15 protein-coding genes are annotated in these 12,590 nt (G+C 70.4%); 9 read left to right on the forward strand and 6 right to left on the reverse strand.

What is annotated here, in order from left to right; genetic code table 11:
• Positions 1–17 precede the first annotated feature (17 nt).
• On the forward strand, positions 18–773 hold the full coding sequence (locus ACIQMX_RS05505; protein ID WP_402475129.1) for a GDSL-type esterase/lipase family protein: 756 nt from the start codon (positions 18–20) through the stop codon (positions 771–773).
• Here the strand turns inward: ACIQMX_RS05505 and ACIQMX_RS05510 are convergent.
• From ACIQMX_RS05510 to ACIQMX_RS05525, 4 genes are all read right to left on the reverse strand, one after another.
• The gene (locus ACIQMX_RS05510) at positions 709–1,302 is read right to left on the reverse strand and encodes a helix-turn-helix domain-containing protein (RefSeq protein ID WP_148016838.1); all 594 of its coding nucleotides are present in this window, start codon (positions 1,300–1,302) and stop codon (positions 709–711) included. The genes ACIQMX_RS05505 and ACIQMX_RS05510 overlap by 65 nt on opposite strands.
• Before the next feature lie 68 nt (positions 1,303–1,370).
• Positions 1,371–2,033, reverse strand: a complete 663-nt coding sequence (locus ACIQMX_RS05515; protein WP_363071071.1) for a TetR/AcrR family transcriptional regulator — start codon at positions 2,031–2,033, stop codon at positions 1,371–1,373.
• A gap of 96 nt (positions 2,034–2,129) precedes the next feature.
• Positions 2,130–3,224, reverse strand: a complete 1,095-nt coding sequence (locus tag ACIQMX_RS05520) for a hypothetical protein (protein WP_402475131.1) — start codon at positions 3,222–3,224, stop codon at positions 2,130–2,132.
• A gap of 110 nt (positions 3,225–3,334) precedes the next feature.
• Positions 3,335–3,760 (reverse strand): hypothetical protein, encoded by a 426-nt coding sequence (locus tag ACIQMX_RS05525; RefSeq protein WP_363071075.1) that lies wholly within the window; start codon positions 3,758–3,760, stop codon positions 3,335–3,337.
• A gap of 81 nt (positions 3,761–3,841) precedes the next feature.
• Here ACIQMX_RS05525 and ACIQMX_RS05530 point away from each other — a divergent pair, with 81 nt between their 5' ends.
• The 4 genes from ACIQMX_RS05530 (at position 3,842) to ACIQMX_RS05545 (ending at position 6,876) form a co-directional block, all read left to right on the forward strand.
• Positions 3,842–4,654, forward strand: coding sequence for a Scr1 family TA system antitoxin-like transcriptional regulator (locus ACIQMX_RS05530; protein ID WP_402475133.1), 813 nt, complete (start codon positions 3,842–3,844; stop codon positions 4,652–4,654).
• Positions 4,651–4,830: a DUF397 domain-containing protein gene (locus tag ACIQMX_RS05535; RefSeq protein WP_402475135.1), complete on the forward strand. Its 180-nt coding sequence runs from the start codon at positions 4,651–4,653 to the stop codon at positions 4,828–4,830. Before ACIQMX_RS05530 ends, ACIQMX_RS05535 begins: the two co-directional genes overlap by 4 nt.
• A gap of 4 nt (positions 4,831–4,834) precedes the next feature.
• Entirely contained in the window at positions 4,835–5,449 is a 615-nt protein-coding gene (locus ACIQMX_RS05540; protein WP_363071079.1) for a hypothetical protein, read from the forward strand.
• 161 nt (positions 5,450–5,610) lie between these two features.
• Positions 5,611–6,876: a DUF6357 family protein gene (locus ACIQMX_RS05545; RefSeq protein WP_363071081.1), complete on the forward strand. Its 1,266-nt coding sequence runs from the start codon at positions 5,611–5,613 to the stop codon at positions 6,874–6,876.
• 167 nt (positions 6,877–7,043) lie between these two features.
• Here ACIQMX_RS05545 and ACIQMX_RS05550 read toward each other — a convergent pair whose 3' ends face one another.
• On the reverse strand, positions 7,044–7,784 hold the full coding sequence (locus ACIQMX_RS05550; protein ID WP_402475137.1) for a class I SAM-dependent methyltransferase: 741 nt from the start codon (positions 7,782–7,784) through the stop codon (positions 7,044–7,046).
• A 120-nt stretch (positions 7,785–7,904) separates the two neighbouring features.
• Between ACIQMX_RS05550 and ACIQMX_RS05555 the strand changes: the two genes are divergently transcribed.
• The 4 genes from ACIQMX_RS05555 to ACIQMX_RS05570 all read left to right on the forward strand — a co-directional run bounded on the left by ACIQMX_RS05555 (position 7,905) and on the right by ACIQMX_RS05570 (position 12,028).
• Positions 7,905–8,408 carry a DinB family protein gene (locus ACIQMX_RS05555; protein WP_363071085.1) on the forward strand — a complete coding sequence of 168 codons (504 nt, stop codon included), beginning with the start codon at positions 7,905–7,907 and terminating at the stop codon, positions 8,406–8,408.
• Between the two features lie 595 nt (positions 8,409–9,003).
• Positions 9,004–10,797: an FG-GAP repeat domain-containing protein gene (locus ACIQMX_RS05560; RefSeq protein WP_402475140.1), complete on the forward strand. Its 1,794-nt coding sequence runs from the start codon at positions 9,004–9,006 to the stop codon at positions 10,795–10,797.
• A 256-nt stretch (positions 10,798–11,053) separates the two neighbouring features.
• Positions 11,054–11,266 (forward strand): hypothetical protein, encoded by a 213-nt coding sequence (locus tag ACIQMX_RS05565; protein WP_363071089.1) that lies wholly within the window; start codon positions 11,054–11,056, stop codon positions 11,264–11,266.
• Between the two features lie 213 nt (positions 11,267–11,479).
• Positions 11,480–12,028 carry a DUF1062 domain-containing protein gene (locus ACIQMX_RS05570; RefSeq protein WP_402475144.1) on the forward strand — a complete coding sequence of 183 codons (549 nt, stop codon included), beginning with the start codon at positions 11,480–11,482 and terminating at the stop codon, positions 12,026–12,028.
• A 107-nt stretch (positions 12,029–12,135) separates the two neighbouring features.
• Here ACIQMX_RS05570 and ACIQMX_RS05575 read toward each other — a convergent pair whose 3' ends face one another.
• Positions 12,136–12,519 (reverse strand): hypothetical protein, encoded by a 384-nt coding sequence (locus ACIQMX_RS05575; RefSeq protein ID WP_363071093.1) that lies wholly within the window; start codon positions 12,517–12,519, stop codon positions 12,136–12,138.
• Positions 12,520–12,590: the final 71 nt, after the last annotated feature.

Below are 12,590 nucleotides of genomic sequence, written 5' to 3' on the forward strand. Positions count from 1 at the left end.
TCGGCCATGATGGCGCCATGCGTTTCATGTGTGTCGGCGATTCCATGACCATCGGGCGCGCCGGTGACTTCACATGGCGCTACCGCATGTGGCAGCACCTCGAAGCGGCTTTCGACGGCCCGTACGCGCTCGTCGGCCCGCGCACCGAGCTGTACGACACCGACGCGGGCACGGCCGCCTCGACCGCGTACGCCGTCCCCGGCTTCCCCGCCGACGCCCGCCGCCACCTGGCCGGCTGGGGCGAGGGCTGGCTGCACATGGCCCCGGTGATCGCGGACGCGGTCGCCGAGCACCGGGTGGACGTCCTGCTCGTCTCGCTCGGCCTGATAGACCTCGGCTTCTACACGGACAGCGACCAGACCGCGCTGAACGCCCGCGCCTTCCTCACCGCCGCCCGCACGGCGAACCCGCACATCAAGTGCGTACTGCTCCCCGTCATACCGAACATCCGGGCGGAGTCCGACGCGCCCTTCGCCGCCGAGTGCGCCCGCTTCAACGAGCTCCTCGCCAAGGCGGTGGCCGACCTCGACACCGCGGCGTCCCCGCTCCTGCTGGCCTCGCGCCCGCCCGGCTACGACATCCACACGGACACGTACGACGGCACCCATCCCGGCCCGTCCGGCGAACACAGACTCGCGGCGGCCTACGCCGACGCGATGCACCAGGCGTGGGGACTGGGCGGGCCGTACCGCGCCGCGAGCGAGCCCCTCATCCCTTCCCCGTCGGCTTCGCCCGTACGTGCATCCGCTCCCCTTGCGGTCCGAACAGGCTGAGGAACTCCACCGGCTCCGGCCCTGCCGCGCCCCACCAGTGCGGAGTGTGGGTGTCGAACTCGGCCACCTCCCCCGCCGTGAGCACCAGGTCGTGATCCCCCAGCACGAGCCGCAGCCGCCCCGAGAGCACGTACAGCCACTCGTATCCCTCGTGCACCCGCTGCTCGACCGGGCCCTCGTTCCCCGTCGCGCCGGGCATGACCTGCTTGTACGCGTTCACGCCGCTGAGGTGCCGGGTCAGCGGCACGAACGTCATGCCGTGCCGCTTGAACGGGCGGAAGGTGACCCGCGGGTCCCCCGTCTCGGGAGCCCCGACCAGCTCGTCCAGCTGCACCCCGTACGCCTTCGCCAGCGGGAGCAGCAGCTCCAGCGTGGGCTTGCGGCCGCCGGACTCCAGCCGGGACAGCGTGCTGAGCGAGATCCCGGTCGTCTCGCTCAGCTGCGCCAGCGTCGTCCCGCGCTCGGTGCGCAGGGCGCGCAGCCGCGGCCCGACGCCGGTCAGGACGGACGACAGCTCGTCGTCGCCCATCGTGCCGCCCTCTGCTCCAGCCCTGTTCTCTGCCATGCTTCCATTTGCCGACCCGGCAAGCGGTGTTGTCAACCGGAGGATTCCACGGGCCCGACCCCCGCCGGTCCGATCATGGCCATGGACAGCCGGGTGAACTCACTGGTCAGCCACGCAGGCGGCACCTGGCGCGGTCGGCGGCCGTGGTGCGCGAGAAGCTCGTCGACGGACCGCGTCAGCACCTTCACCACCACGGCGAGGTCGCCGTCGACCCCGTGACCGCGCCGCCGCGCCCGCTCGGACTCCTGAGTCAGGAACTCCACCCACACCGAGCGCCACATCGTGAGGTGCTCCTCCATCGCCCTGCTCACCCCGAGCACCTCGACGAACGCCACCCTCGCCTCCCGCGGGTCCCGCGTGACGGCCCGCACATAGGCGTCGAAGAGGCGGTTGACCCGCTCCTCGGTCGGGCAGGTCTCCATGCCCTCGGCGGACAGCTCCGCCTCGGCCGCCCGCATGCCCCGCCCCGCCACCTCGTCGTACAGATCGACGAGCAGCGCCTCGCGCGACTCGAACTCGCGGTAGAAGTCGCGCTCTTCCACATGGGCGGCGGCGCACAGATCCGCGACGCCGGTATGGGCGTAGCCGTACATGGCGAACAAGGTCCGCCCGGCCTCCATCAGTTGCCCGCGCACCCACGCGGGTTCCCTCGCCGCCCGCGCTCCGCTCCACATCTCCATCACGGCATCCGTCATCGGTCCTCCTCGGTCCGCCGTCCAGGCCCCCGGGCCCACTGTCCTCGCTCCACCGTGCGGACGGCATCACCGCCACACGGCGAACAGCCGTACGCCTCACTCCGTGGCGGCCGCCTCCGTCGCCTGGATAGCGGCGATCCGCTCCCGCCAGGGCAGCGGCTCGGGCTCCTCCCAGTCGTCACCCTGGGGCCGTCGGCCCCACTTGAACGTGTGCGCCTCCCAGGCCGCTTCCTGCCTGCACGGCCGGCACACGGTCTCCTCCCCTCCCGGCCGGAACACATGGCCGTCGCCCTCCCGCTGCGCCTCGCACGCGATGATCGGCCTGAGAGCGGGAGGCGCAGGCACAGCGGGCTCCACGGGCAGGGGCTCCGGCATCAGGACTTCCAGCCGCTTCCCCAGGAACCCGGGTGCGTACCGGACCCCCTCCTCGGGCAGCTCCCTGCTGAGCGCGAGCCGCAGCTCCGCCGCGTTGACCCCGCGCCGCAGCCACTCGGCGGCCGTCCCGGCCAGACTGCGGGCCTCACGGACACCGAGACGCAGTTGGAGGTCGGCAGACCGGAGGGAGAGCAGCACGCGCTCGGCCTGGATGACGTGCGGGTCCGTGGGGTCAGCCGCGGGCTCGGACTCGGGCTCGGACTCGGGTCCGGACTCGGGTCCGGACTCGGGTCCGGACTCGGGTCCGGACTCGGGTCCGGCCTGGGCCTTCGTGGATTCGTCCGCGAACTCGGGCGCTTCGGTGGGTGGGTGGGAGGAGTTCTTCTCCCGTTCTTCACCTTCAGGTAGGTGACCACCGACCGACCGAGTCCTCGGTTGACCGACCGTCGGATAGTGATCACTCGGTCCCACCTGCGACGATGCGGCACTTTTGTCATGGATGCGCCGAGCCTCGCGGTCCGTGAGCGGCACATTGGACATGAGCTGATCGGTCACCCAGAGCCCGCCGCCGTCCTGGCGCCGCCACTCGTGGACGTACCCGTTCTCCTTGAGCAGCCCTTTCGCCTTCTGGTAAGCGCGGCCCTTCATGCCCAGCCGCTTGGCGTGCTCGCCGAGAGGCTTGTCGGCCCACTTCTCGGGGAGGCCCTGCACATAGGCGATCAGGATCTTCGCGTCGCTGTTGAGCTTCGGATGGCGGACGACGTCGTGCGACGCCTTCACGTAGCCGCGGGGCGGCGAGATAGCATGGCAGAGCATTCTCGGTGGACCTCAGATCCATCGTGGGGTGAAGGCCCTCGGCATACGGTGCTGGTAACACCGCCGGGGGCCGCCCCATGCGCGGATGCGCACGGAGCGTAATAACGCGATCACCGTACAGCACGAATCTCGTCGTCGACCACCTCCCGCAGGAGCTCGAACAGCAGTTCCGCGTCCACGAACGGGACTTGAGCGCTCGGCAGCGAACGCCAGTCCAGCGGGTACGTCAGCCCGTGCACGGCGGGCACCCCGACGAAGGCCGCACCCTCCCGTACCAACGCCTCGGCCCCGACGGGCCATTGGTAGGCGCGGGCACTGCCGGGCGGCAGCAGGAAGTACATGCTGCGCTCGCCGATGCTCGACCGGACGATGGGCCCGGCCTCGAAGTCCGTGAACTGCATGACCTCGTACGCCACTTGCTCACCCAGGACGCCGATGATCCGTACGGCGTCGAAGTGGATCCCGGCGTGGCGGAGGGCGTGGCCCGTCGCGGGGATCCAGGAGGGCATCAGGTCCGGTGAATTTTTCGGTTCCATGCGGAAAGCTTCGGTACCCGCACGTACCGTGACCAGGGACACAAGGCGTCTGTGCACTGTTGTGCACGTGGGGGGTGGGCTGTGCACACCAGTAATCACGGGGGCGGCAACGCCGAGATGTTCGGGGCGTTGTTGCGGCACTACCGCGAACGGGCCGGGCTCTCCCAGGAGGGGTTAGGGCTGAAGATCGGTTTCTCCAAGTCGCAGGTGGCGATGGTGGAGCGGGGGGACCGCCCCCCGAAGGGGGTCTTCACCCCACAGGCTGATGCCGCGCTCGGCGCCGGCGGTGCTCTGATCGCCGCAGCTGAGAAGTTGACGTCCAGCCGCGTGGCTTCCTGGTTCGGCCCGTTCGCCGAGGAGGAAGCCACAGCCAGGGCACGGTACGAGTACGAGTCCCACGTCGTGCCCGGGTTGCTGCAAACCGAGGCGCACGCACGTGCCCAGTTCAGCGGCGCCTGCCCGCCCCTTGATGACGACGAGATCGAGGGACTGGTCTTGGGCCGTCTCGCACGCCAGCACATGCTGACCCGCAAACCGTTGCCGGACATCAGCTTCGTCCTGGAGCTCAGCCCACTCACTCGCCCGATCGGCGGGCGGGACGTACACCGAGCGCAGCTCCACCACATTCTTGAGGTCAGTCGACTGCGGCACGTGCACATTCAGGTCATGTCACCTCAGCGGGAGACACACGGCGGACTGAGCGGGCCCTTCGTCCTACTGGAGACCGACGACCGACGACGGTTGGCCTACCTGGAGGTCCACACCCAGAGCATTCTTACCAGCGAACAGCAAACGCTGGGACGCCTGTTCGCCAGATATGGCACTCTGCGAACCCAGGCTCTCGGGCCAGAAGAGTCACGGAAGATGATTGAACAGGTAGCAGAAGGACTATGAGCACTGACCTCCGGTGGATGAAGAGCAGCCACAGCACCCCAGAGGGCGGCAACTGCGTAGAGGTGGCAACCCAGCCCCACGCCATCCACGTCCGCGACTCCAAAGACCTCACCGTCCCCTCCCTCACCCTGTCCCCCGCCGCCTGGGCGGCCTTCCTCAAGCACACGGTGGTATAGCTCGATGACGACCTGGTTCGACGAACTGCCCGAGGTCCTGACCAGGGCCGATTTCGGAGCCCTGGTGGGACGCCCGCCGCGCAGCATCGAGCTGATGGGGTACCGGGGCCTGGTCGCCGATCCCGCGTTCCGCAATCGCAACAAGCTCGTGTGGAACGAGGAGGCCGCGCTCGGCTGGTTCCGCTCGCTGCACAACCACGCGGTGATCGTGCCGGCGACCGAGCAGGCCCTGCTGGACCTCGCCGCGCACCGCGCGTACATCTGCCCGCTCGACAGCAAGCACGTGGCCCTGGCCCGTCCCCGGATGCTCGTGATGTACGAACGGGGCGGGAGCGGGACGGTGTTCGGGGTCGACGCGGTGGAGACCGTCAACCAGGAGATCGACGGAACCCGCAGCGCCGGCGCGCAGACGCGGCAGATCCTGCGTGACGGGCAGCCCCTGGACACGTACGCGCACCGCTGGACCGTGTTCCACCTCAGTGAGGCCGGCACGGTCGGCAGGATCACGCCCGCGATCCAGCAGGGGCGCTACCTGAGGGTGGATGACGTCCTGGACGCGATGACGTCCGACCATCTTTCGGTCCCCACGCTCGACGAGGCCTTTCCTTCCAGGAAATAGGTCCGGTCGGAGCGCAGGTCGGCGTCCGGACATCACGATCGCCGCGCCCGCCGTATCAGCACCGTTGCGCGATCACGGCCCTCACACACGGCTGCCGCACGCAGGCCGGAACGGTACGAGGCCGTGGTCGCCGGTCCGGTCCGATGGGGAAGACTGAGGCCATGAGCGACGTCGTTTTCACGCGCAGGAGCGGCTGGATCCCGAACGTGATCCGCGAGGGCGGTGAGCTGAAGCTGATGCTCGGCGCCGGGGCCGACGCCAACCATGAACCGCGCACGTTCACGTTCCCGATCGGGGAAGCCCATCGTGCGGTGATCGAGGAGGACCTGGCCCGACACCTGCTGCTGTGGAGCGCGGTCCTTCCGCTGTGCGACGCCGCCGGAACCCGGGGCTCGTTCGACGAGAACGCCGCCGTCGCGCTCCTGGACCCGGTCCTCCTTGCTTCGCCCTCGGACGTCGACGCGTTCTTCCGCCGGATCCCGTGGGCCAGGGGGCAGCTCATCGCCCATGGAGCCGACATCGGTCTGCTGGAGCGCGGCCAGGTCTGCGCGGCGATGCGCACGGCGACCGTGACGGCCGACGGGAAGCGGGCCCAGGAGCACCACGCGAACCGCCGCCGGGCCGAGCGCGGGCAGGTACTCGGCCCACTCGACGCCGCGATCCTGAAGTACACGGGCCAGTACCTGCACGGCGCGACGATTCCGAGGCGCACGCCCGACGCCGTCGATCCCGCGCTGCTGCCCGAGGTCATGCGCGTGATCGCCACCGCGGAGCAGGCGAGCGCCGGTATGCGGATCGGCCGCGACCCGCGCCGCGGAAAGCGCGGCACGGACAAACGCGACTGGGAGCGGATGGAGACGGCGGTCGGCGCGGCCGTGCGCCGCGCGCACCCCGGGCTCGTCGACGACGCGGTACGTACCGTGAGCTTCCTGATGTGCTCCGAGGCCGCCGCCCGCACCAGGAACACGCCCATCGACGATGACGACGATGCTGCCGCAGACCGCGCCGGCTCCGACGAGAGCGCGAGCAAGACGAGCCTGTCGTTCACCGACGACAAGGACACCGAGAAGAAGTGGCTCCGGAGCCATCCCCGCACGGCCACCGCCGAGTTCTGGGAGTTCGTCGGCGATCGCTATGCCGGGGACAACGAGGTGTTCACCATCGAGGACGAGGCGATGGGCGAGGGCATCCAGCTCCACTTCTACGCGGACTCCATGGCCCGGATCACGACCGCGCGCAAGGGCGTGGGCGGGGCGGAACCGGAGTACCGGGTCGAGTACAGCCTGGTCGACGGGATGGGCGGGTACCGGAAGCTGGTGAGCGCCTTCGTCCGGGGCGGCTGCGCGGCGCTCGACGGGCACGGCTCCTGGATGTCGGATGCCGCCGATCTCGAACGTGCGCGACGGCGGCGCGACGCCGCGAAGTAGACCCGGGTCCCGGCAGGACGGGCACGGGTCGTCCCCGCGCCGCAGCGCTCAGCAGATCGGGCCCGGCCCGGCCGCCGCGGCCCGCAACACCATGCCCCGGGCGTGGGCGACCCGAGCTCCACCGGTCCGGCTCGCACGCCCACGTCCGACTCCCGTTGCGGCGGTGCTCACGGTTTGTGGGTGACCCAGAGCATTTCCGCCGGCCAGCGGTGTGCCCAGTCGGGCGGGTCGGTCTGGTTGTAGCCGTTGGCTGTTCCGGGCTCGGGCCGTGGCTCGATGAGGTCGTCGATGACGAGACCGGCACCGCGCAGGACCTTGATCCAGCCGCCGTAGGTGAGCTGGTAGCTGACCGCGCCCTGGCCTTCGGCGATGGCGTCCAGCCCGAAGTAGTCCTGGTGCAGCGTCGTGGTCGCGCGGCCGGCCTCTTCGTCGTAGCAGGCCTCGAACCATGGGCTGGCGACGTTGAACACCAGCCGCCCACCGCGGCGCAGGATGCGTGCGGCCTGCGGGACGGCCAGTTGCGGCGGCGCCCAGCTGAGCCCGCCGTAGTCACAGAACACCAGGTCGAAGCTGTCGGAGGCGAACGGGAGCTGCTCGGCGGCGCCTTGCACCAGCGGGTAGCGGGCCGTTCCCATCGCGCGGGCTGCCGCGGCGAGCTGGGCCTCGGACAGGTCGATGCCGACGACGTCGGCGCCCTCGGCGGCGAGCGCCCTGGACCACTGGCCGGCACCGCAGCCGAGTTCGAGGACGCGCTTGCCGGTGACGTCGCCCAGGGCGTGCAGCTGCGCGTCGGGGATCGCGTACGTGCCCCACAGCCGGGGCGATGCGCCGATCTGCGGGTCGTGCTTGTCCTGGTAGGCGCTGCTGAACTGGTTCCAGAACCGCCGGTTGGCAGAAGTGCTGTCCACGCGCCGACTCAAGCACTGCCTTCCGGGGCGGTCAACACGATGGGGGCGGCGACCGGGAGGACCGGCGGACGACCGGCCCCTCCTCGGCGACGGCCCGGACCGACCAACTACGTTTTCGGCATGACGACTTCGACGCCACGCCCCGATCTTCGGCCACCCAGCCTGAACACCGACGAGAAGACCACCCTGCTGACCTTCCTGGACTACCTGCGTGAGTCCGTCCTCGCGAAGGCGGACGGCGTCCCGGAGCCGGCGGTGCGCACGGCCGGTGTGCCTTCCGGGACCAGCCTCCTCCAGCTGCTCAAGCACTTGACGGCCACCGAGCTCAACTGGCTGGTCTGGGCCTACACCGGCGCCGGGCACGAGCCCTGGAACGACGAGGGTGTGGTGTCCGCCGATGACACCGTGTCGGACGTGGCGGATGCCTATCGCGCGGCGATCGCCCGGGCCAACGAGGCCGTCCTCGCCTGCACCGACCTGGACCGCCCCGGGGCCCGCTCGCTCCGCGAGACCCCGCCGCCGTCGATGCGCTGGATCCTGGTCCACATGATCGAGGAGACCGCCCGGCACGCCGGACACGCGGACATCCTGCGCGAGCAGATCGACGGCTCGGTCGGGCGATGACGCCCGCGCGGTGAAGGCCTGGCGAGGCGCCTGTTCACCGAGTCGGAGCGGGCGCTCCATGGCATCAGCCCGCCGGATGCTCGCCCTGGCGCTGCGCGGCCCGGGCGGGTTCACCGGCGTCAGGAGTCGTGGTGACAGGGCCCGTTCGCCGGCCCGCCCGAGGGACCGGCGGATCACCCCGTGCCGGCGACCGCGTCCGCCGACTCCTCGCGTGCGACCCGCGCCCGGCACTCCGCCGTGGCCCCGAGGTCCGGCGGGCGGGCGGCCGGATCAGTCAGCTTCTCCACGCCGCCGTCCTGCCCCGCCGATGGACACCGGACCGTGCGCGTCGGGGCGCGTGGGTCGGACCGGCATTGCCCCGGACACGGCCCTCCCACCCGGTGTCCCCCGCGATTCCGTTCATAGGGAAGGCAGTTAGACTCACGGCGTTCGAATCGGACGTACGAGCGACTCGGGCCGGTCGGACCTGCGCGGTTCGAGCCGATCCTGCCGGGGCGCACCTGTACAGACAGGCCGCCGGTCCCGTCGCCGCCGTCGTCGGCTCGGCACCCGGTCGCCGCGTCCCATCGCGGCAGTCGCACCCATGGGGGGTCGCATGTCTTCCACCTTGAAGAGCACGCACAGCCACCGTCGCACCCGCCTGCTGACGGTCTGCACCTTCACCGCTCTGTCCATGAGCGCGTTCGTCCTCGGCCCTGCCGCCCTGGCGCAGGCCGACAGCGGCGTGCCTCATCGCAACCTTTCCATCCAGCAGCTCGACCCCGAGCAGCCCTCGGTGCCCACGCCACCGCAGTCCGCCGGGAAGCCCGCCGCCGGAAAGCTCTCCGGCGCCGCGAGGGCCGCCGCGGCGGCGGGCCCCGACTCACCGCTCTACGACGCCGACGGCGACGGCAACGCCGATGTCCTCATGCAGAGCCCGACCGGGAAGATCATGGAGTGGTCCAGCAACTACGCCATCCCGTCGAGCAAGGACAACTCCACCGAATACCTCGACGTCCTCACGCCCGGCGAGGAGAACACCTCCGCCTCCGGCCCCGAGGTACTGTCCCTCACGGCCTCGGGCCGGCTGTCGCTCTGGGGCAACGAGTCGTTCCCGCAAGGCAGCCCGCTCTGGAGCGGCAGCGGCTGGCAGACGTACAACAAGGTCGTCGCCGTGGGCGACGTCACCGGCGACGGCCTGGGCGACCTGCTCGCCCGTACGCACACCGGTGACCTGTACTTCTACCGGGGCACCGGCAGCTCCGCCGAGCCCTTCACCGCCCGCGTCAAGGTCGGCACGGGCTTCCAGATCTTCGACCAGATGACCGGTGCCGGCGACATCGCCGGCACCGGCCACGGCTCGCTCGTCGCCCGCGACCTCGACGGCAGGCTCTGGTACTACGCGCTCGACGGCAACGCCGCCACGCCGGTGGCCAAGCGGGTCCAGATCGGCACGGGCTGGAACGCCTACAACCAGATCATCGGCTTCCCCGGCGCCCACCCGGGCGCACACGGCGGCCTCCTCGGCCGGACCACGGCCGGTGGCGCGTACTACTACGAGGGTGACCCCAAGGGCTCCGGCCTCACCCAGCTCGGCGCCCGCCAGGACACCACCGGGACGGCCCTGCCTCCCGGCTACTGGCTCGATCACTACCTGGTGGCGGGCATGGGCGGCAACCCGGCCTGGGGCAAGGGAAATCTCCTGGGGCTGACGTCGGCGGGCGATCTGTACGCCTACTTCTCGAACGCCGACGGCACCCTGTCCGACCGCAGCTCGATCGGAAGCGACTTGCAGGGCGCCAGGATCGTCAACTCCGTGTCCCTGGAGGACTCGGGCGATCCGGTCGTGATGGAGATCTACAACGGAACCCTCTACGACGACACCGTGGCCGGCGGCGCCAACGCGCTGGCCACCGGGTTCGGCGACTACAACCTGGTGCTCGGCCCCGGCGACCTGAGCGGCGACGGACGCAGCGACCTGCTCGCCCGCGACAGCGCCGGAGTGCTGTGGCTGTACCCCGGCAAGGGCGACGGCACGTTCAACGCCCGGGTGAAGGTGGGCGGAGGCTGGAGTCAGTTCAACCAGCTCGTCGGGGCCGGCGACTTCTCCGGCGACGGATACGCCGATGTCGTCGCCCGCGACAGCAGCGGCACCCTGTACCTCTACCAGGGCACCGGAACCGCCTCCGCCCCCTTCAAGGCCAAGGCGGCGATCGGCCCCGGCTGGAACACGTACAACAAGCTCGCCGCCCCCGGTGACCTCGACGGTGACGGCAAGGCGGACCTCGTCGGCGTCAACACCGCCGGAGAGCTCTACCGCTACAGCGCCACCGGGAGCGCGGGGACCACCTTCAAGGCACCGGCGAAGATCGGCAACGGCGGCTGGAACGCGTACTCCTGGCTGCAGTGACCCTGCTCCAACCTGGCGGGCGATCACGCCCACTGAGCTGACGGCACGGAGAAGCCTCTGGCAGACGGGATATCGACAAGAGAACCCGTCTGCCAGAGGCTTCCCGTGCTGGTCCGCGGCTCCGGCACCGACCTGTCCGGCTCCACCTGGCGGTTCGGGTTCCTGGCCGGCCGGCTGCACGTCCGCCGGCGGCGGCGGGCCGGGCCGGGTGAACCGTTCATGCTCTCTACGGCGTGTTCCGCCTCATCGACACGGCGTGTTCCGCCTCATCGACGGCCCTGCGCGGAGCCCGGCACCCGCCTTCGTCGCCTGCCTCCTCATCGCCGTGAACCTTGATCTGATCCCGGTCGCCGGCCTCGCCCGCAGGGCCGGCCTCGCTCTCACGGCCACCTTCGCCCTCACGACCGGCCTCGCGCCTCTGGTCCGTACGAGCACCGGCAGCCCGCGCGCATCCGCGAGCGCTTCCTGACCGGTCCGGCGGGCGAGGACGCGGAGCGCGAAAACCGGTGGAACACCGTTGCCGCGCTCGCCTACCGTGCTGCCGAGCCACCACACCGTCTAGGCAAGGGCGTTCCGTTGTACACCGCGTGAGACCTCCCCACTGCTGAATCTGTCGCGCGTCGCGCCTGTGCGCCGCGCTGTCTTCTGCTGCGGACTTCTCACCCGAAACCGGTGTACCCCTGTGCTCAACAACTGGTTCGTCATGCCCACGTGCCTGCCTCTCGTCATCCGTCGCTGCCATTCGTGCGCGTCCGAACGCTTCCGGCCGAACGGAAAGTTCCGCGTCAACGCGAACCACAAGCTGCTCGACGCGTGGCTCCTCGCTCTCTGTGCCGCATGTGGCGCGACCACCAAGCTCACAGTCTTCGAACGGTCGCATGTGCGCTCCGTACGACCCCAGCTGCTGGACCGCATGCACGCCAACGACCCGCTGCTGGCGGCGGAGTTGCTTCAGGACGCCGCCGTGCGTCATCGCAATCACGTCGCCCTCGACTGGCGCGGCGCCTGGCGTCTCGACACCGGCGGAACGGATCATCTGGACCGCGAGGTCATCGATGTCGCGGTCCGCTTCGGAGCCCGGATCCCGGTCAGTCCGGCAGCGCTGATCGCTGAAGGATGCGGGCTTTCGCGGGGCGAGGCCGAGAGACTGATCGCGGCGGGGAAGATCGTGTCGGCAGCCCGGCTGAGCGGCAAGCTCTCCGGTGACTTCACGTTCACGCTGAAACGCTGAGGCTCTGGGACGCTGAGGCGCTGAAGCGCTGACCCGTCTCCGGGCCCAGGGCCTGTCCGGCACGATCCGCCGGACAGGCCCGCCCACCCGGACCCCCGTACCGGGCGTCAGCGCCGTACCAGCGCCAGCAGGCTCAGTCCGAACATCAGCACACCCAGGGGCAGATGGACCGACGGCACGTGCGCGATGCCCAGCACGACCTGGACCGAGGCGAGGACCAGGAAGCCCGAGGCGTACCAGATGGGCCGGGCCGGGCCGCCGCCCGGCTTCCAGGCCAGGACCGCCGCGAGTACGTACAGCATCGAGGCCCCGTACATGACGCGTGCGCCGGCGCTGTGCAGCGTCTCTCCGTAGGACGAGGTCAGGAGCAGTCCGGCCGAGATCGCCTGGAGGAAGATGGTCAGGGTCTGCAGCGCGATCGCGACCTGCAGGAACGAGAGGTGCCGCCGTGCCGCCGTCGTCGCCGGACCTGCGTCTGCGTGGGTGGTCATGGTGCGGTCCCCTTTTCCGCCCGGTGGGCAGTAGATCGATAGGGTCTTCACCAGCCCGACGACGCGGGCCG

Origin of the sequence: Streptomyces sp. NPDC091416 (assembly GCF_044756845.1) — a bacterium.
Taxonomy (GTDB): domain Bacteria; phylum Actinomycetota; class Actinomycetes; order Streptomycetales; family Streptomycetaceae; genus Streptomyces.